General features: G+C 47.2%; 14 protein-coding genes. 11 read left to right on the forward strand and 3 right to left on the reverse strand.

Annotated features, from left to right (window positions below):
- Positions 1-60: 60 nt before the first annotated feature.
- Entirely contained in the window at positions 61-1,587 is a 1,527-nt protein-coding gene (gene dnaA / locus PSE7367_RS00005; protein ID WP_015163296.1) for a chromosomal replication initiator protein DnaA, read from the forward strand.
- Between the two features lie 260 nt (positions 1,588-1,847).
- Here dnaA and trpS read toward each other — a convergent pair whose 3' ends face one another.
- Positions 1,848-2,936 (reverse strand): tryptophan--tRNA ligase, encoded by a 1,089-nt coding sequence (trpS, locus tag PSE7367_RS00010; RefSeq protein ID WP_015163297.1) that lies wholly within the window; start codon positions 2,934-2,936, stop codon positions 1,848-1,850.
- Between the two features lie 670 nt (positions 2,937-3,606).
- Here trpS and PSE7367_RS00015 point away from each other — a divergent pair.
- From PSE7367_RS00015 to PSE7367_RS00035, 5 genes are all read left to right on the forward strand, one after another.
- Positions 3,607-9,408: a WD40 domain-containing protein gene (locus tag PSE7367_RS00015; RefSeq protein WP_015163298.1), complete on the forward strand. Its 5,802-nt coding sequence runs from the start codon at positions 3,607-3,609 to the stop codon at positions 9,406-9,408.
- Positions 9,409-9,497: 89 nt separating this feature from the next.
- Positions 9,498-9,875: a calcium-binding protein gene (locus PSE7367_RS00020; RefSeq protein WP_015163299.1), complete on the forward strand. Its 378-nt coding sequence runs from the start codon at positions 9,498-9,500 to the stop codon at positions 9,873-9,875.
- A gap of 44 nt (positions 9,876-9,919) precedes the next feature.
- On the forward strand, positions 9,920-10,762 hold the full coding sequence (locus PSE7367_RS19840) for a biotin--[acetyl-CoA-carboxylase] ligase (RefSeq protein WP_015163300.1): 843 nt from the start codon (positions 9,920-9,922) through the stop codon (positions 10,760-10,762).
- 112 nt (positions 10,763-10,874) lie between these two features.
- Positions 10,875-11,933, forward strand: coding sequence for a M23 family metallopeptidase (locus PSE7367_RS19845; protein WP_015163301.1), 1,059 nt, complete (start codon positions 10,875-10,877; stop codon positions 11,931-11,933).
- A gap of 224 nt (positions 11,934-12,157) precedes the next feature.
- Positions 12,158-12,310: a chlorophyll a/b-binding protein gene (locus tag PSE7367_RS00035; protein WP_015163302.1), complete on the forward strand. Its 153-nt coding sequence runs from the start codon at positions 12,158-12,160 to the stop codon at positions 12,308-12,310.
- A 398-nt stretch (positions 12,311-12,708) separates the two neighbouring features.
- Here PSE7367_RS00035 and rpsF read toward each other — a convergent pair whose 3' ends face one another.
- Entirely contained in the window at positions 12,709-13,107 is a 399-nt protein-coding gene (gene rpsF, locus PSE7367_RS00040; protein WP_015163303.1) for a 30S ribosomal protein S6, read from the reverse strand.
- A gap of 894 nt (positions 13,108-14,001) precedes the next feature.
- On the opposite strand from rpsF, the gene PSE7367_RS00045 reads away from it, so the two are divergent.
- Positions 14,002-14,409, forward strand: a complete 408-nt coding sequence (locus PSE7367_RS00045; protein ID WP_015163304.1) for a ChuX/HutX family heme-like substrate-binding protein — start codon at positions 14,002-14,004, stop codon at positions 14,407-14,409.
- Positions 14,410-14,557: 148 nt separating this feature from the next.
- Here the strand turns inward: PSE7367_RS00045 and PSE7367_RS00050 are convergent, their stop codons facing one another.
- Positions 14,558-15,352 (reverse strand): hypothetical protein, encoded by a 795-nt coding sequence (locus tag PSE7367_RS00050; protein ID WP_156800313.1) that lies wholly within the window; start codon positions 15,350-15,352, stop codon positions 14,558-14,560.
- Between the two features lie 345 nt (positions 15,353-15,697).
- Here PSE7367_RS00050 and tatC point away from each other — a divergent pair, with 345 nt between their 5' ends.
- From tatC to PSE7367_RS00075, 4 genes are all read left to right on the forward strand, one after another.
- Positions 15,698-16,528, forward strand: coding sequence for a twin-arginine translocase subunit TatC (gene tatC, locus PSE7367_RS00060; protein WP_015163306.1), 831 nt, complete (start codon positions 15,698-15,700; stop codon positions 16,526-16,528).
- A gap of 192 nt (positions 16,529-16,720) precedes the next feature.
- Positions 16,721-17,935: a glutamate--cysteine ligase gene (gshA, locus tag PSE7367_RS00065; RefSeq protein ID WP_015163307.1), complete on the forward strand. Its 1,215-nt coding sequence runs from the start codon at positions 16,721-16,723 to the stop codon at positions 17,933-17,935.
- A gap of 37 nt (positions 17,936-17,972) precedes the next feature.
- Entirely contained in the window at positions 17,973-19,412 is a 1,440-nt protein-coding gene (locus tag PSE7367_RS00070) for an ABC transporter substrate-binding protein (RefSeq protein WP_015163308.1), read from the forward strand.
- 32 nt (positions 19,413-19,444) lie between these two features.
- Positions 19,445-20,908 carry an ABC transporter substrate-binding protein gene (locus PSE7367_RS00075; protein ID WP_015163309.1) on the forward strand — a complete coding sequence of 488 codons (1,464 nt, stop codon included), beginning with the start codon at positions 19,445-19,447 and terminating at the stop codon, positions 20,906-20,908.
- The last annotated feature ends 59 nt before the right edge of the window (positions 20,909-20,967 follow it).

Genomic DNA, 20,967 nt, shown 5'->3' on the forward strand with positions numbered 1-20,967 from the left:
TAATAATCTTAGCTACCTTCTTAGCTACCTTAAGATACTTAAGATAAAGGCCGAACACCTGTGGACATCTCCAAAGACACACTGTGGACAATGGTGCTGGAATACCTCGAAGGCGAGGTGAGTCGCCCTGCCCTGGAATCATGGATCAAAACTGCGCTACCCGAAGAACTAACGCCGGAAAAGTTTGTGCTGCGCACGCCCCATTCTTTTGCCCGCAACTGGCTGTTTAAATACTATTATCATCGCCTCAAGGAAGTAGTTGCCGAGATTTTGGGCTATACAGTGGAGGTGCAAATTCTTACTGCCCAACAACTCGACTCCAATGCGGTGGAAATGCCGGAGGATGTCTATGGCCACAAAGATATTATTTTGCTCTCTGATGACACACCCACCGAGATTACAGCAGCTGGTGCCAATAATTTAGTCAGAGCCGGAAATAGCAATTCCAATGGTAGCGATCGCCAGGACAGTCCAAGTGCTACTAATGCCAGCAATGGCAGTAATAGTAATGGTGTGCGCACGGGCAAAATCAACCCCAAATATACTTTTTCGCGGTTTGTGGTGGGGGCAACCAATCGTATGGCTCATGCAGCAGCATTGGCGGTGGCCGAGTCGCCGGGGCGGGAATTTAACCCGCTGTTTTTGTGTGGTGGGGTGGGGCTGGGGAAGACCCATCTAATGCAGGCGATCGCCCACTATCGGTTAGAAATTTCCACCGATCAAAAGATTTTTTATGTCTCAACCGAGCAATTCACCAATGATTTGATCAGTGCGATCCGCCAGGACAGTATGCAGGCGTTCCGGGAGCATTACCGCGATGTGGATATGATTCTGGTGGATGATATTCAATTTATTGAAGGCAAAGAATATACCCAGGAAGAATTTTTCCATACTTTTAATACGCTCTACGAAAGCGGTAAGCAGATTATTCTGGCCAGCGATCGCCCCCCAGCCCAGATTCCCCGGCTCCAGGAGCGATTGTGCTCGCGGTTTTCGATGGGATTGATTGCCGATGTGCAGGTGCCCGATTTAGAAACCCGCATGGCGATCTTGCAAAAAAAGGCCGAATATGAAAATCTGCGCATTCCCAGCGAAGTGATTCACTACATTGCCGCTAGCTATACCTCTAATATTCGAGAGCTAGAAGGAGCCTTAGTACGGGCGGTTACCTATATTTCAATTTCCGGTTTGCCCATGACCGTGGATAACGTTTCGCCAGTCCTGAATGCCCCCAAAGAACCAGTGGAGATTGCGCCTGCTCAAGTAGTAGACCTGGTGGCGGCATATTTTGAGGTAGAAGCTGAAGCCATGCGGGGGAGTTCGCGCAAACGGACTATTTCCCTGGCGCGTCAGGTAGCAATGTTTTTAATGCGGCAGCATACCAGCCTCAGCTTGCCCAAAATTGGTGATGAATTAGGTGGCAAAGACCATACGACGGTGATGTATAGCTGCGATAAGATCGCCCAGCAACAGGAAAAAGATCCCGAAATGGCGCAAGCTCTCCGGGAAATTAGCGATCGCATTTATCACATTGCCAAGGAGGGCGATGCACCGGCAAAAAGCATTGAGGGCGGAAATCGTAAGTAGGGCTGAATAGTTAAGCAATCAACCAATTTAGATATGAGGGATTATAGCCAGAATTAAAGGATTTAATCGATCGGAGCAGCAACCACCATAGTTTTAGTTTTAGGGGAGGGTGCTTAGCTTGAGCATGACAGGCTTTTTTATGTACCAGCTAAAGTTTATGATTATGGGCGATCGCTTCACATTCCCATCACTTCATTGCCAACTATTACCTATCAAACTGAATTGATTAAAGTAAAAGAGCAAGCTGATTACCAAGTTAATTATTTAGCCAGAAAGCCCAATGCCGACTTGGCCTGGTATAGCGTCTCAAATGCCACCGCGCCAGCTTTTTCTCTGCCATCGGCCAAAATCTTGGCCAAATAGTCCGGTTCACTGATTAACTCGTTATATTTTGCCTGAATTGGCCGCAGCGCTTCGATCGTTGTTTCGGTGAGTCTGGGCTTGAAATCGCCCCAGCCCCGCATTGAGCCGATCTCATTTTCCACCCCGGCTCTGGTTTTATTGCCCAGGAGCATATACAAAGTTAGTAGATTATGGCACTCTGGCCGATCGGGATTATCAAACTCCAGGCCACGAATCGGGTCAGTTTTGCATTTTTTGATTTTTTTGGCGATCAAATCGGGATGATCAAGCAAATTAATCCGGCTCATGTCCGATGGATCGGATTTAGACATTTTGCTGGTGCCATCACTCAGGCTCATTACCCTAGCGCCCTCTTTTTTGATCAATGGGTCTGGTAATTTAAACACTCGCCCGATCGCAGCTTCGGAATTATCACCATTGCGATCGCCTTTTGTTTTGAGATCTTTGGCCTTGGCCTCTTTCTTGCCGTCAGCGTAACGAAACTTGTCATTAAAGCGGATCGCAATATCGCGGGTAAGTTCGAGGTGCTGCTTTTGATCCTCGCCTACGGGCACCAGATCAGCTTGATAGAGCAGAATATCCACCGCCATCAGCACCGGATAGTCAAGCAAACCCACGCTAACGTTTTCACCTTGCTTGAGGGCTTTTTCCTTAAACTGAATCATGCGCTCTAGCCAATTGAGCGGCGTAATGCAATTGAGCAGCCAGGTCAACTCGGCGTGGGCGGAAATATGCGATTGCACAAACAAAGTAGTTTCCACCGGATCAATGCCACAGGCAATATAGGTAGCCACCATCCGTCTAGTGTTCTCGGCCAGGTTTTCAGGATCATGGGGCACAGTGATGGTATGCAGATCGGCGGCAAAAAAGAAGCTGTCATAATCAGCTTGCATCTCAACCCAGTTGCGGATCGCGCCTAAGTAATTGCCCAGGTGAAGATTGCCGGTGGGTTGAACACCTGATAAGACTCGCTTTTTTTGCGCCATTTCTAATTCCTGTTAATTCCTGCTGCTGCCTTGAAACTCAATCAGCGGTTTTGTGCGGTTTTGTACAGAACTAGTTTACATTTTGAATCAACTATTTGAATTGATATTTATTTATGGTTGGGCGATTTTCCAGACTACATCTTAATTCTTTGGGATTCTTTGGGATTCTTTGGGTTTGATGGAGACTTAAATCAATTTGGAATTTATCGTTATGATTTAACTTTCTGATGGCAAGCTAGCTTAATTTTGATCTAATCTATTAAGCAAAATGACTTAGATAAAATTTTGGCTATGTCTGTTTAACTTGATTTTCTATTAAACTTTTTGCCTAAATGCTTCTAAATGCTTAAATAACGATTCGTGCTTCTCTGTTAGCCATATTAGATTCTGCAACAGTTTTATTGAGCCGTAACAAGGGCTACTAAGCCATAACAATTTAAATTTAAATTGGGTGAGGATCACCTGCTAACGTAGACGATTTATACAAAAATAAATATTTAGTAAAGAGCGAGATGAAATCTAACGTCGGGCAACATGGACATTGCCCAGTTTAGGGAAATGGCAGCGGCAAACCATCAATAATATCCGCGCTATGAATAGCAACTAGCCATAACTCCAATCTATAAACCCTCCCTCTAATTTGCAAGGCCGGCAATCGAGCAATGAAATAATGGCAATTGAGCAGCAACAATTCAAACTAGATTCATTGAATGAACGTTCCTGGCAAGCTTTGGCGCGATCGATCAACCTTTCTCAGGGGCAGTTCTCGCTGATTCTGGTGCGTTGTAATTATGATCAATTGCGTACATCTGTTGTTAATAAGCTCAAAAAGCATTGCCAACTCAGGATTGAAGAAAATTGGCTTGATTTCGGCGATCGCTCTACCCGCTCTACAGGCTCTACAACTGGCCAAGGTGCTAATGAGGGTGCAAAATTTACGGCCGCAGATTTAATCGCTGCTTTAAAACCTGGCTCGATTGCCAACGCTGCCAATGGTTCACTGGCTGGCAAGCAAAAAACCAGCATTCTGGCTAGCGCTTCTAGTGCCAAGATCTCTAGAAATCACCTTAATCAGTCTCCAGAGCTAACCAGTTCTGAAGCGATCGGTAATGCAATTAGGATTAATAATGTTGACGATTTCACTACTTTTGCTCCCAATATCAACAATGGCCTAGAGCAAAATCAAAGGCAAAACAGTGCAAATTCACCTGCCCAATCAACTGGTTCAGCCCTGATGATCATGGGGTTAGAAAGAGCGATCGCCCACAGAACTGATGCTGCTGGCTGGCTGGCTCAAATCGCTCAACTGCGCGAACAAATGCGCGCGAACTTGGCCATGCCGCTGATCTTATGGCTGAATGACGACAGCTTGAAAGCGATCTATAAATTTGCGCCCCAACTGGTGAGTTGGTCTGCCCCACCGATCGAGTTTGTGGTTTCTGCCTCTGAGCTGAGCCAATCCCTTAGCCAAAGTGCCAGTTATATTTTTGAGATTTTACTTGATCCAGAACTCTGCCCCAGCCTCCACGATCACCTTATCGATCGGGAAATTAGTCCGGCTCAACGCCTGGAACAAAATTTAGCAATTCAAGAAATCAAGCGCCAAAACTATGTGCTCAGTCCGCACTTGGAAGCGAGCCTGGATTTTTTGATTGGTCGTGAAGCCTATGGCGATCATCAAATTTATGTAGCCCGCCAACATTATCAAGACAGCCTGGCCTATTGGCGTAAATGTGGCGATCGACTCAAACAAGGCATGTTGCTCTATTATCTGGGGAACTGGTGGCAGCACCATGCCCTGAGCGATTCGCGGCAGAAAGAACAAAGTTTAAGCACCGCAAGTGAATACCTTAAGCAATGCATAGATGTATTTGAGCAGGCCGATCGCGCCGATCTTGCGGCCAAGTATATTAATACCCTGGGGGTGGTAATGCATCACCAGCAGCAATGGGAGCAGTTGGCTCAGTTGGCACAAAGGGCGATCGCGCTACATCTTCAATTTGCTGGCCTTGACCAAGCAATCCCGAATCATGCTCCAGCAAGGTATGCTGCCACGGGGCTAGATCACATAGATCGCCAAGCAACCAATTTAGCGCAAATCAATCAAACCAATCGATCGACCAGGGCTAAATTATCTGTATCTAAATCTAATGAATCTGCATCTAATGAATCTGAATCTAGCTTAATTACACCTCACCCAGATCATGCTAAGTCGGCTCTAACCGCTTCTAGTCGAGTAGGCATTATTGCGACTGGCGATCGACCTGTAGCCAATAATATCCATGCCCAAACCAGACTTGCCCATGCCCATAGTTTTTTAGCCGAAGTAGCGCTCCATGATCAAAATTGGCAGGAAGCTAAGCATTATGCTCAACTAGCTCTGGATATCCATCAGCAGGCAATCGCCGCATCGATCGGCTTAGACAACAACCAAACCCAGGCATATGCTCTCGATCGCCTAGCACCCGATCGCCTAACTGCACCAAATATTCCCACTACCTATACTGAATTTGCCCAACAGATCTATCTCACCTATTTAGGGCAATATCAACTGTTGCTGGCCCAAGCCCTGATTCAGCTCAATCAACCTCAACTGGCTCAGGCAAATCTGTTGCAAGCTCAGGCAAATGTGGATGCCCAGAAACATCCCCAGCTTTACATTGAAGTTCTGAGCGTGCTGAGGCAAATTTATTACGATCGCGGTAAATATATTGAAGCCTTTCGGACTAAGCAAGAGCAACATGCAATCCAACAACAATATGGTTGGTTGGCCTTCATTGGCGCAGGACGGTTGCAGGCACGCAAACAGCCGGGAAATCTCACCACCGCCACCCAGCAGATCCGGCCAATGGAGATGGCGGCGGAAATCAAAGCCTCGGGGCGATCGCAGGATGTGGTGCGGTTACGGGAGCGCATCAGCCATAGCGATTATAAATTAACGATCTTGCACGGTGCTTCGGGGGTGGGTAAAAGCTCGCTGGTTAATGCGGGTCTGGTGCCTGCTTTTCAGGCGACTTCATCCCTGGCGGGGCAATCGGTCTTGCCGATCGTGATCAGCGTTTATGGTAACTGGGTTGAATTACTGCAACGATCGCTGGCTAGTGGATTGGGGCAATTGAATCCTGATTTAGCTCAATCTACTGCTTTCAATCAAATCAATCAAACAAATCAATTTGAGCAATCGAATCAATCCGGAGCGCAGCATCAAGCCGATCGCCCCACCAATACTACCGATCAAACTGAAGTGCAGCTTGAAACATTGCTACTACAAATCCGCCATCTCAGCGATCGCCAGACCCTCGTGGTGCTGATTTTTGACCAATTTGAAGAGTTTTTCTTTACCTGCCGCAACCCCAATTCACGCCAGCAATTCTTCCAATTCCTACGATTGTGCATGGATATTCCCCTGGTGCGATTGGTGCTGTCGATTCGGGAAGATTATTTGCATTTATTATTAGAATTCGAGCTATTTTGCCGATCTAGACTCAGTCATGGCCAAAGTCCCAATCAAAGCCAGACCCTAACAGCCATTCCCGATCTGCTCAGTCGGCATTGGCGCTATCAAATTGGCAACCTTTCCCTGGCCGATGCCCGTGCTGTGATCAATAGCCTGACTGCGCAAGCCCAATGTCAATTTGAGCCAGCCTTGATCGATCAACTGGTTGCCGATCTGGCCGCTGATCTGGGGGCAGTACGACCGATCGAATTGCAAGTCGTAGGCGCTCAACTCCAGGCCGAGAATATCACCACGCTGGCTAAATATCAGCAATTAGGGCCAGCCCAGCGGTTGGTGGAGCGATCGCTAGGACAATTAATCAAAGAATGCGGTGCTAACGCCGAACTTGCCGCCCAACAGGTATTATTGTCGCTCACCGATGAGCATGACACCCGCCCGATCCGCACCTATGCTGAATTGGCCAACGATCTGGGCAAAGATGCCAATAAGCTGGATTTAATTCTGGAGATTCTGGTGGGTTCTGGCCTAGTGTTCAAATTGCCAGAAATAGCAACCAGGCGTTACCAATTAGTGCATGACTATTTGGTGGCTTTCATTCGCCAACACCAGGAATCGGGATTAATTGCTGAGCTAATGGAAATGCGGCGCAAGGCGGCACTCTCACAGACCCGGATCGATCGCTTAATCAAAGGTGCTCTAGTTGGTGCAATCACTGCCCTGGCCGCAATTTCAGGTTTGGCATGGCAGGCAGAGTCTCAACGCAAACTGGCCGAGGTGAAGGAAATTAAAGCGATCGTGGCTTCGTCTGAAGCACTGCTATTGCTCGACAATCAATTAGAGTCAATGATCACGGCGGTACGAGCCGGACATAAACTCAAACATTCACCCCATGCCCAGGCCAACCCGCAAGTGAAGCGAGATACGCTAGGCGCTTTGCAAGGGGCGATCCATGAAATGCAAGAGTTAAATCGGTTCGAGAGCGGGCAATCCCCAAGTTATGCGGCTAGATTCAGCCCCGACGGCAACATGATCGCTGCTGCCAGTTGGAATCATGGCATTAAAATTTGGCAGCGTAATGGCAAGCTCCTAAAGGGGTTAGTTGGTCACAAGCAACCAGTCAGAAATTTAAGTTTCAGTGCAAATGGCCAATATTTAGCCTCGGTAAGCGAGGATCAAACCCTGATTTTGTGGGATTTGAGTCTGGGCAGTGTAATTCGGATTGTCCAGGCTCATGCTGCTTCGATCCATGGGGTTAGCTTTAGCCCGAATAATCTTCAGATTGCGACTGCGGCTAGTGATGGCAGTGTGAGAATCTGGCAAGTTGCTGATTTGATCGCTGGCGAGGCAAGTAAAGAAATTATTGCTAATATTCAACCCTGGCGATCGCTAGTCGGCCATGAAGATGCGGTCTATGGGGTTAGCTATAGTCCCGATGGCAGAATGCTTGCTACTGCCAGTGCAGATGGCACGGTCAAGCTATGGAGTGCTGCGGGCGATCGATTGCTTACCCTTGACTTATCTGGATCGCAAACTCAGCCCACCGTGGTCTGGCGAGTTGAATTTAGTGCCGATGGGCAAAAGCTGGCGGCAGGCGATAGTAATGGCCAGGTTTGGATCTGGGAGTTAGCATCACTACCTGCAAATAATCACTCTGGATCAAACTGGGATGATTCAGATGAGATCTTAGCGGCTGCTCCAGGTGAAAACACTGGAACCAATGAACTCGATCGCACTGATCAAATTACTCAAACTGCTAATTCGCTTGATCATTCAATCCCAACGGCAAAGCTGATTAACACGATCGCTGCCCATGACGGCGATGTGTTGGGTTTAAGGTTTAGCCCCGATGGCAGGTCGATCGCCACCTCTAGCACCGACACCAAAGTAAAAATTCATAATTTAGATGGCAAATTGGAAGCCATATTTGAAGCCCATGAAGATGCAGTGTTTGATGTGGATTTTGCCCCCGATGGCGAAACTCTGGTCACGGCCAGCAAGGATAAAACCGTACGCTATTGGCGATCGACCAATAACCTGCTATTCAACGCCAAGGGGCATAGCTCTACGGTCTGGGCAACGGCATTTAGCCCCACCGGTGAAACGATCGCCTCGGTGGGTGTAGATAAGGTGGTGAGAATTTGGAATGCCCAGGGTGAGGAGCTAGGGCAGCTAAGTGGCCACAACGATACAATCTACGGCATTAGTTTCAGTCCCGATGGCAAGTCGATCGCCACTGGCAGCAAAGATAACACGATTAAAATCTGGGATCTGGCTAGTCGCAAACTTATGCATACGCTCACTGGCCATGAAAGCTGGGTAAACAATGTTAGTTATAGTCCCAATGGGGAGTTTATTGCCTCCGCCAGTGCCGATCAAACGGTTAAAATCTGGCAGCCTGATGGCACCCTGGCAAACACCCTCACTGGTCATACTGGGATTATTTGGGCAGTTGCCTGGAGCCCTGATAGTCAGAAGCTAGTTTCAGCGGGGGATGATGCCATGATCAAGATCTGGGATGTGAATGGCAGCTTGATTAAAAATATTGCCGATTCCCATGATGGTGGAGTATTGGCGATCGCCTATAGCCCCGATGGGAAGTTGATTGCCTCAGCGGGTAAGGATCGGCAACTTAAGCTCTGGCATGGGGAAACTGGCGAGTTCATTGAAGTCATAGAAAATAGCGATGATTGGATCTATGGCCTGGGCTTTAGTCCCGATGGTCAGATCTTGGCAAGGGCTGGAGCCGATCGTAAAATTAAGCTCTGGGATCTCAGTGATGGATCGCTCCTGAAAACCCTTAATGGCCATACAGCAGAGGTTAATGGGGTTAGTTTTAGCCCTGACAGCAAAGTGATTGCCTCGGCCAGCCGTGATGGTACGGTCAAACTCTGGAATGCGGAAACCCTTGATTTAGATACCATGCTGGCTCGAAGTTGTCTCTGGTTGACTGATTACCTGGAGCATGGCGCGGATGTGGCGATCGAGGATCGGCAGGTCTGTGCTGGGATTAACTAGCTTTTACTTTTTTATCTGAATTTATTTGAATTTGCTTGAATCTATCTGAATTTATTTAAATTTATTTGAGCTGAGTGAGGTCAATAATTATGTCTGAGCTTGCCCCCTATGATTCTTCCTGGGATGAGGGTAACCAGGAGCTATGGGATCAAAAGTACGAAGAATGGGAAAGAAGAGATTGGTTAACATGGCTTAGCGATAATTTAGTCTTCCCGTTTCAAGTGGAGCGGATGGAAGATGATTTTGGTGAGAGCCCTGAACCAGATCAAGCATTTGGCTTGGGGCATAAAATGAAAGCTATTGCGATCGATGATGAAATTAGTGATGATCTCTACGGCATCATAATTAAAGCTAAAGAAGGCCGCAAAACTGGCTATGTACCTCTTGCGGATGTGGAGGTGACCGATAAAGAAGACCCTAACTTTTGGGCGGTGCGGGAATATGTGGTTTGGTTCGCCAATCGGTAGATCAATTAGGTTTAGAATTAATTTGCACATAGAAGATTAAGGCGATGTTATTCAGCGATCTGGATTTGTGGTATTGCGATCGCCTTGACTCCACCAATAAAGAAGCCTGGCGCTTGATTGAAAAAGGTAAAGGCGCTGGACTGGTGGTGATCGCCAAGGAGCAAACCGCAGGGCGGGGCCAATGGGGGCGCACCTGGCAATCGAATGCAGGTGGATTATATCTGTCGATCGTGTTGCAGCCTGGTCAAAATCGAGCTATACCTGCGCCTCTGGCGGCACAAATTACGATGTTTACGGCCTGGGGAATTGTAAAGGCTTTGCATGGGGCATTGATCAGTGCGATCGGTGTGAGCGTTAATACTACTAGCCCAGACTCTAAAAATAATTTTGCCAGCAGCCTGCAAAAATCTCTTAAGAATTGCCAAACAGATCGCCATAGTAAGAATAATCTCAACTTGAACCTCAAATGGCCCAATGATCTATTGCTTAACGGCAAAAAGCTAGGTGGTATTCTAACCGAAACAAAAATAAGTCAAGGCATGGTCAAATATGCCGTGGTTGGGATTGGCATTAATTGGTTGAATCCAGTGCCTGAGCATGGCATTGCCCTGGGCTATTTAGAAACGCCGATCGCCACCCTCGAAGCCCTCACCAAGATCGTCCTATCGGGGGTAGTGGCAGGATATGAACAGTTTGCAAAATATGGAATTGCTAAAATCCTGAACGAGTATTTGGATTTATTGGGCGATCGCCAGATCCAGTGGCAAGGCAAAACAGGCAAAATTGAGCGATTGCACCAAACTGGGGAACTGGCGGTACAATGGCAGGGTCAATCTGGCTTATGTAGATATAAACCAGGTATGATTTCATTAGGATATATAGGGTAAAGGTTAGGCAGGTTAGCGATCGCCTGATGCTGGATTCAGCTTAAGTTAAATTCCGATTGACTAACTAAATTAACTCAAGTAATTTATCTATCAATATTGCTGGGCTAGGCTAATGCAAAAAATTTCACTCCAAACCCTGACCTTACTCACAATGGTTTGCTTTGTGGCCAGTGGCACAACCGCCAATCAGGCACAGGCAGCCAGCAAGTCCTATGTAGAAACCGATCCAATTATGATCGACGCGGCTCCCGCTGAAGTCGCACCTGCGCCGATCGCTCCAGGATTGCCCGTAACACCGCCCGCCGTCCAGCTCGAAGCTCCCGCAGTGCAAATGGAGGCAACGCCAGATTATGCCGCTGGAAATGAGAGCTATGACAGCTATGCAAATTCTGATTACCCAGAGTCCTCAGATTACCCAGAACCAGTGGTACAGATCGACGCGCCCGCAATCGACGCGCCCGCAGTTGACTTTGCGCCAGAGTCAGTGGAAGTGGTAATGGAAAACCGCAGCACCGGTTGCCAGACTGCCGAGAGTAATCTGGGTGCGGTTGATGCCAACCTCTGTGCGCCACCGGTATATCACGACTACCAGCCGATCGCTGCCAGCAGCTATGCCTACGTTGATTCCTATGGTCAGGAAGCGACAATTAATATTGCGCTACGGCAACTGAGTGATCAAGAACTGGCACAAATGAGCCTGCCTGGGAATGACGACACAACAATGATCTACCCGCTAGCGATCCCAGCGGTGATCTCGTCTTATTTTGGCTATCGCGTGCATCCCATCTCTGGGGTTGCCAAACTACACCAGGGTACAGATATTGCTGCTCCAACTGGTACGCCTGTACTGGCTACCTACAGCGGCACCGTAGAAATTGCTGGTTGGCTCGGTGGACTGGGCTTGGCGGTGGTGATTTCCCACGGCGATCAGCTCGAAACCCGATATGGCCATATGGCTGAATTGGTGGTCAAGCCAGGTCAGGAAGTGGCACAAGGCGAAGTGATTGGCTTTGTGGGCAGCACTGGCTACTCAACTGGCCCCCATTTGCATTACGAAGTTTGGCAAAAAGTTGGTCAGGAATGGATCGCCATGAACCCAACTCTTCAATTGCAGCTTGCCCTGGCAGAACTTAATCGCTATATTGCCCAAACAGTAGAGCCCTTAACATAGACGATAGAATTGCCAACATTCTCTAACAAAATACCGTTTTCTAGCGTCTCTTGGCGCTTTTTTATTGGTTTGATGACATTAGTGCGATCGCGCCTATCCTTTGGCTGATGGGCAATCCACCTTTTGTATATCCTAGGGCTGAAAAGATTAAGAACTGTTGCAACCTTCTTTATGTTCTGTTACATTTCAACTTGTAGGGTACAAATTTAAGAAGGTTAATAAAAATGGAAAATCAAGAACGCAACACATGGTCTTGGGGCTTCAGCACCGGCGCTGAAAACTGGAACGGTCGTCTAGCTATGATCGGCTTCGTTGCTGCTCTCGCTACTGAATTGATCGCTGGTCAGGGTGTTCTGCACTTCTGGGGCATCCTATAGATCGCATCAAGAATTAATTACTCATTTATGACGGCTTAGAGCTTAATTAAGGCTTCACGCAACTAAGTTTTTTGCGCCACGTCGAGTGATAGCCGATCAAAATCTTAAGTAATTTCTCTCCATCTAACCCGATGAGCTTGAATGTTCAACGGGTTTTTGCTGTTATGAGGCTGGATGCAAATGATCATCATTCCTAATATGCAGCACTTACCCGTTAGCGATCGATGATTGTTATCGCAAGATATCCCCTATAGGCCGCAGTAATCGTCATAAAATCGCAACAAAAAGGAACCTTGTTCAGTTCATAAACAAAGTCCCAGCTTAAATAGATCAATAATAGATCGATAATAGATCAATATTCAATTCAGACTATCAACAAGTTGTTCGTTCTGTGCCTACTATGAAAGCACCGCCACACCATTATCATTAGCATCTCTGGCTAGGGCTGCATCAGATGACTCATCAACATTCCTGGGCTCTTCTTCAGCTTCTTCTTCCTCTTCGATCGGCTTGACCTTAATTGTCATCGATCGAATCACATGATCATCAAACTTCATATCCTTTTCCATTTGCTTGATCGCAGATGGAGCCACGTTGTAATTCATCTGTACATAGATGCCCTCACGGTTGCCTTCGATTTCATAGGCGAGCCGCCGTCTACCGCGATGTTGCACCACCAGGGATTCTGCTTCTTTATCTTGCAGATAGGTTTGATATTTGGCAATTTCCGACTCTACGATCTGCTCATTAATGTCAGAGCGTAGGATGTACATGGTTTCGTAAGATCTTTTAATCATTTGCGCGCTAATTACTTAATTTCCTTATGGACATTTGGTTCCTACCTCGATCGCCGCACCACTCGGCAGCTAAGCCGTTAAGATTAGCCCTAGAGAAATTACGATCGCACTTTTAAGCCCATGCATAGAGCAAAATCTAATGATCCAGCTTTGCAAAAGTAAGGTGCGAATAAATGCAAATCAGGCAATCTTTCTTTTTACAGCTCTCGCTTAGCATAGAAGCATAGATAAGTACAGATAAGTTGCCGAACCAGCTTAAAGAACGATCGACAATCACATCTGGAGCTGCGGTGAGCAGAAAATGCGTTCGTGTAGAAACAAGGCTTAAAGATTATAGCAACTTTAAGCAGAGTTGATCGGCTGAACTGTTTAAATTAAAAAAATCCAGAGCGATTAATCCCATTGGGCAAAAAGCTTGGTTGGATTATGGTTAGTACCAAATTCTTTGCTTGCTGAAGAATCCATTGGTGAATTTAGACCGATTTTTATTCAATTCTTTTTTTCAAGACTTTGAAGCTGGAGCGATCGAGATACCGATCACCAATGCGATGCAGCTATTTTTACGGGATAACTCGCTATAACCAAAAGTAAGCAGCCGTGAAAAGCACGATCGGTGTTGAGATGCCAGTTTAAGATATTCAGCTAAGATATGAGGTGACTATAAATTGCCCTGATGGAAATTCTCAACATTGCCGATCGTCACCGTTGGTTAATTTGGTTAAGATCCTGATTCCATTTATGAGCGCTTGGCCTTATTAGTCGCTATGATTAAGGTTCTAAGATGATTGAGCCTATTTTATTTAATCCTAGACAATCCTATTTCAGGTAAACAGCCTTATTTAAATATAAAAGACAAGTTGAGCCAGTTAATTAAGCAAGTTACGCAAATAAAGCATGAGTGCAACCTTAAAAGACTTTTTAGAACAATGCCACAGCCTGGGCTTGGTGCGTTTGATCGTCAAAAATGAAGCGGCTGTCCTTGAAGCCAGAGGCACGATCGAGAAGCTGTTCTATGCAGAACTGCCCAAGGGCAAATATGCCAACATGCACACCGATGTGTTTGAGTTTCACCTCAACATGGACAAAATTGAGCAGGTGAAATTTGAAACGGGCGAGGCCAAGCGCGGCAACTTTACTACCTATGCGGTCCGGTTGCTGAATGCCGCCGCCGAACCAGAGCTAAGTATATTTTTGCAGTGGGGTAAGCCAGGGGAATATGCACCGGGGCAGATCGATGCTTGGCAGGCTTTGTATGATCAATATGGTGAGATGTGGCAGCCAACCCCCGTAGCCCAACTATAAGCATTACTGCGTCTTAAGCTATGGGTATCTATATGTACAAAATGTACAAAGATTGCGATCATCTCACGGAAGCGCAGAGTGTGTTGCTTAAGGTGCGTCGCAATTTCCAACCAGCTAGATAGCTTGCAACTAAGTACCTGATTAGTGCCTATAGAATTAGCTGCAACACCACGCCGACGCGATTGTCATAGCGAATCCGCGATCGCCGCCATTCAATATTTGTGCCCAATCGTAGCCGCTTGGTGACCGCATAGCTGGTGGAAATACTGGTAATACCCAACTCACTGGCTTTACCTGGTTCCGTAAAAGTTTGCGAAAGTCGAATATCAGCGCTGTGGGGTGACAGGACAAAAATGCCCTGTAAGCCAACTTCCACGCCAGAAATCTGATCCCGATCGATCATGTCCACATAGCGGTAACCTACCTGTGGAGCCACATTCACATAGGAGCCAAGCGGCAAGACATAGTAGCGCAAGTTGGCATTGACTTCCCGATCGTCACCATCAAACTCCTGTTGATAGCTCGCGCTCACCGTGATTGGGATGTTACCCAGGAAAATATCATCTACCCCGACTGCCACCCCCAGATCACTATCAGTAGAAGTAAGCCCAACTTGCAAAGTAGTATCGAAGCTAGGGTTATGGCGAATTTCTTCCAGTACATCAACCGGTTGCACCAACCAGCGCCGCAATACCGGGCTATCTTCAACCACCTGCCGATCGAGTTCGAGATGATTTGTGCCATCAGCAACTTCCTGCCCATAGACGGTTGGCGGGGGTGTAAGCATACCAATTAAATTAATTGCTAAACTGAATAGCCCAATCAAACTACCTTTGCGTAGAAATTGGCCAGAGGATGGGAAATTTTGGCTTGCGCGATCGCCGATCGGCCGCAGATCATTGGCCTGGGAATTAGAATAATTAGAATGACGAGACAGTGGCAAGAAGAAGCTAATCATTAAATTTATCAAAAACTTATTCTGTCTTCAGGCTAGCAGTTCTATGGCAATGGTTGATATAGTCAGTTTTGAGTAGCTTTTAGATTTTGCGCTTGGCCTAATCGGGTTAATTTTAATTGGTTTAAGTTAACTAAGCGGTTAACCAACCGAAAATTGTCTGACAAGAATGCGGATAATTTAGATTTTTTGGCAACTTTGGTTGAAATTAGGTTGCAGATCGCAAATACCTTAGCATTAGACAGTATTAGACGATCGCCCACTTATAGCAAACGCTGACTATAGCAGTAGATCTACTGGTGTAGGATTGTAGAGGAAATAAAATTTCTAATCATGACTAGCCCAACCACTGACCCAACCACCCCAAGCACCGCTGAAAATAGCCAGATGGCGATCGCTGATCCCGATTCAGATAGTCAGAATAATCAGATCGCACCTGAATCAATCAATGATGACGATCAGCTTGATGATGTGGAGATGTCGTTATTTGATCATCTTGAAGAGCTGCGTACCAGGATCTTTGTGGCTCTGGCAGCAACATTTGTGGCGATCGTGATTTGCTTTATTTTTGTCAATCCGATCGTGGCCTTGTTGGAAGTTCCGGCTCAGGGTGCGAAGTTTTTGCAATTGTCGCCAGGGGAATATTTCTTCGTTTCGATTAAGGTCGCCGGCTATAGTGGGCTGTTGCTGGCTAGCCCGATGATTTTGTATCAGATTACTAAATTTGTGTTGCCAGGGCTAACCAAGAAAGAAAAACGACTGGTGGCACCGATCGTATTTGGCTCTAGTATCTTGTTTGCGGCCGGTATTTTCTTTGCCTATGCGGCTTTAATTCCGGCGGCGCTCAAGTTTTTCATTAGCTATGGCGGCGATGTGGTTGAGCAATTGTGGTCGATCGATCGCTATTTTGAATTTGTGTTGTTGCTGTTGTTTAGCACTGGCTTAGCTTTCCAAATTCCGGTAATTCAGGCGCTATTGGGCTTTACTGGGATCGTTTCATCGAAAGTGATGCTCAAAAGCTGGCGATTTGTGGTGGTAGGTGCGGTGGTTTTGGGCGCAGTGCTCACTCCTTCCACCGATCCGATGACCCAAACCCTGCTGGCTAGTGCGGTAGGTGGCTTATATTTTAGCGGCATATTCTTGGTCAGGATGCTGGGACGATAACTTGAAAGCAACCTTATCAATACCTTGGCAATCTAAAATCCACCAGCCTGTTGCACTCCGGCCAAAAGCCTCCAAATTGGCATAAGATCGAATAAATAAAGAAATAAATTAAGTTGTGGCACGAAAACTAAGCCATTATTCAGGTTCAATTGTCAAAATGGTTGGACATATCTAAACCTTGAGGAATTTTTAGTGCTTTTATCGAAGGGATTTGAGGTCGAAGTTTACACTGGCACCCCCACTGGCGATGTAATTGGTTTCTCCGATCGAATTGTGGCCAATTTAAATGGCTTTGTGCGCGAGCCAGACAATCGCAATGTGGAATATACCACCGCCCCCTATCGTCAATATGAAAGGTTGTTAGTGGCTTTAATTGCACCGCGCCAGCGCCTCAGACAGTATTTGCGATCGCTGGGTGACTATACAATCATGCCCGGCAGCACCCTGGCTTTGGGGGGCACCGATAAAGTACAGCGTTCTGATCCACAAAACCCTTACCACAGCTATATTGAACAAACCTATGGCACTGACGTTGTAACCGCCAGTGTGCATATTAATCTGGGTATTCCAGATCTGGCAGAACTATTTCGAGCTTGCCGGATTTTGCGCCTGGAAGCACCGCTCTATTTAGCTCTCAGTGCCTCTTCACCATTTTTGAATGGCCAGGTCACCGGCTCCCATTCCAGCCGTTGGCAAATGTTCCCTAAGACTCCCGCTCAAGTGCCAATCTTTACCGATCATCAGCACTACATTGATTGGACTGAAGCACAACTGCGATCGGGGGCAATGCAGAATGTGCGCCACTTGTGGTCGTCGGTACGCCCCAATGGTGACAATCGCCCCCACGATCTCAATCGGGCTGAGTTGCGCATTTGTGATTTGATTTTTGATCCGCTGGCGATGTTGGCAATCACCACGTTTATTGAGTTGCGCCTGCTGGCGATCGGCATTCACAATCATCTAGCCCAGAGTACCGGAATGCCCTTTAACCTACCCGTTGAACTAACTGATAATTTAGAGTTGGGGCTTGATCCGCTGGTGGCTGGTACTACGCCATTTTCATTATCGGAGCTAGAAGCGATCGCCGATGCCAACGAAATTGCCGCCGCCAAGGATAGCTTGGATGCAGTGCTAACCCATTGGCAAACCGGTGAGCAAATTTTAGCCAGGGATTGGATCAAGCAGCAATATGACCAAACCAGGGCGATCGCTAAGCATCTGGGTTTGGCCTGTTTTGTCTCGCCCCTGCTCAAAATTCTGGAATGCGGCAATGAGGCACAATGCTGGTTAGCGGCCTACAATAGTGGGCTCAGTCCCAGGCAAATTTTGACTACGGCAATTAGTTCAGCGGCGGAACAGGAAAATAAGTTGGCCATAGACTTAGCGGATGTGTTGGAGTTGGCCTAAAATCAGGCAGTAATTTAGCGATAATCAGGTAAACAAGATGGCAAAGGGTAGTAAAGAAACAGTTGTCTTAATCACAACGCTAGCAATCTCCATTGGATTGATTGGTGGTGGTTTCTTGTTGCTACGCCGGAATTTAAATAATAACAATCTGGGTACTCTAACGAGGCCGAATCAACCTGCTTCTAATCAACCAACACACATTGGCACACAAATTAGCACCGGTGAGCGGGTTTTATTTACTGAGAATATCAGCGCCGCCAAGCAAACTGGCTCGGTAGCGATCGCCAGTGGCAACTATGATAATGCGATCACCCAGCTTGAAACCAGTCTGACCCAGAACCGCAATGATCCCGAAGCATTGGTTTATCTCAATAATGCCAGAGCCAAACAGTCTGGTAATACTCTAAAAATTGCCGCATCCCTGCCAATTAGTTCTAATCCCGATGCAGCAAAAGAGATCTTAAGGGGGATTGCCCATGCCCAAACCCAGGTTAACCAAACTGGCGGCATTAATGGAGCATTGCTAGAGGTGGCGATCGCCGATGATGCCAACCAAGCCCAACTGGCTCAAGAGATTGCGAATGAATTAGTGAAAGACCCTGAGGTATTGGCGGTGGTGGGTAGCTTTGGCAGTAGTACCACGATCGCCGCCGCCAAGGTCTATCAATCCGCTGGCTTGGTGCAAATTTCCCCCACCAGTACAGCTACGGCACTATCCACCGTGGGTGATTATATTTTTCGGACTGTGCCTAGCGATCTATTTGCGGCGAACTTTCTGGCAGACTATGCGATCGATGATTTACAGGTGCGCAAGGTGGCGGTTTTTTATAACTCCCAGAGTGATTATAGTAAATCTCTGAAAAATGAATTTACTAAGGAGCTAGTCAGTGATGGTGGTCAGATCGCAGCAGAGTTTGATCTGGTAGCTGGTGATTTCAGCGCTGAAAATGCATTGCAGCAAGCTCAACGTAATGGTGCTGAGGCGGTGTTTCTGGCCGCCAATTCGGCCACCTTAAAACCAGCCTTTGAGGTAATGGCAATCAATCGCCAAAATTTACCTTTGCTCGGCGGTGATAGCCTCTATCGACGTGACACCTTGGTATTTGGCGGTGAGAATGCGGTGGGAATGGTTTTGGCTGTGCCCTGGCATATTCTGGCCAATCCAAATGCTGATTTTCCTGCCGCTGCCGCCCAGCTTTGGGGTGGGGATGTAAACTGGCGTACGGCAATGGCCTATGATGCCACAGCAGCGATCGCCGCAGCTCTAAGCAAAGACCCTTCCAGATTCGGCATTAAACAAGCATTGGCCAGTGGCGAGATTCTCACCCAGGGCACCGATGCGGATATTTATTTTCAACCCTCTGGCGATCGCAGCCGTGCGCCAATTTTAGTGGAAGTGGTCAAAGCTCCAGCTAGTAATCCCAATGGACGTTCTGGTACTGGATATGATTTCGCACCTGTGGGGTCAGGGAATTAAGTTTTTATAATATAAATTCCAGGATAAATACTATGGCAAAGGGAAGTAAAGAAACTGTTATTTTAATCTCCACCCTAGCGATCTCAATGGCGGTGATTGGGGCTGGCTTTTTGCTGTTACGACAAAATCAGGGTAGTGAAAATCCAGTTGCTCTAACTACTAACGATCGCCCAAATAATTCAGGTAATTCATCACCCAATGTGGCGATCGAAGAACGCATTAGCACCGGTGAACAGGTTCTATTTACCGATACTGTCACTGCTGAAAAACAATCTGGTGTCATTTCGATTGCGACTGGAAATTACGAAAATGCGATCGATATATTGCAGGCTAGCCTGAATAAAAACCGCAATGATCCCGAAGCGCTAGTCTATCTCAATAATGCCAGAGCCAAGCAGTCGGGGAATGTTTTAAAAATTGCCGCTTCTTTACCAATTAGTTCTAGCTCAGATGCGGCCAAAGAGATCTTAAGGGGGATTGCCCATGCTCAAAACCAAGTTAATCAAACCGGTGGCATTAATGGAGCCCTCTTGGAAGTGGCGATCGCTGATGATCAAAATGAAGCCCAAACAGCGCAAGAAGTAGCCGCCGCATTGGCTCAAGATCCGCAAGTTTTGGCCGTGGTGGGTAGCTTTGGCAGTGGCACTACGATCGCCGCAGCCGAGGTATATCAAGCGGCCGGACTAGTACAAATTTCCCCCACCAGTACCTCTACCACCCTATCCACGGCGGGTAATTATATTTTTAGAACGGTGCCAAGCGATCTATTTGCCGCCAATGCCCTCGCCAAGTATGCGATCGAGGATTGGCAAGTGACTAAAGCGGCTGTTTTCTACAACTCTGAGAGTAATTATAGTAAATCACTGAAGGATGGATTTACTGGTGCGTTTGTAGGGGATGGCGGCGAAGTAGTCTGGGAAGTTGATCTTGCCGCTGCTGATTTTAATGCCGCTGCTGCCCTGAATCAAGCACGAGATAGGGGAGCGCAAACAATCATGCTCGCTGCCAACTCAGCTACTCTGTCCCAAGCTTTTGAGGTGATTGCGATCAATAGCCAAAACTTGCTGTTGCTGGGAGGGGACAGCCTCTATCGGCGCAATACGCTGGCAACTGGTGGTCAAAACGCGGTAGGAATGATTTTGGCAGTGCCCTGGCACATTTTGGGCAACCCCAACTCAAAATTTCCAAGTGAGGCGGCTCAGCTTTGGGGTGGAGATGTAAACTGGCGTACGGCAATGGCCTATGATGCCACCGAGGCGATCGTGACTGCCCTGAGACAATCCCCCACCAGGGACGGAGTTCAACAAGCATTGGCCAGCACTAATTTTGCAGCAACTGGAGCTGATGCAGAAATTTACTTCCAACCTTCCGGCGATCGCAACCGTGCCCCAATTTTAGTGCGGGTGGTCAAAGCCCCAGCCGATAATCCTAGAGGGCGATCGGGGACTGGTTATGATTTCGTTCCCCTGGAAGCAGGATTAGAAGGGTTAGAATAGATCGCTAAGCAGAATTAGAGCGTTAAGCAGAATCATTCTAGGCCATTTACCGATCACAA

It is taken from the genome of Pseudanabaena sp. PCC 7367 (genome assembly GCF_000317065.1).
Taxonomy (GTDB): domain Bacteria; phylum Cyanobacteriota; class Cyanobacteriia; order Pseudanabaenales; family Pseudanabaenaceae; genus Thalassoporum; species Thalassoporum mexicanum.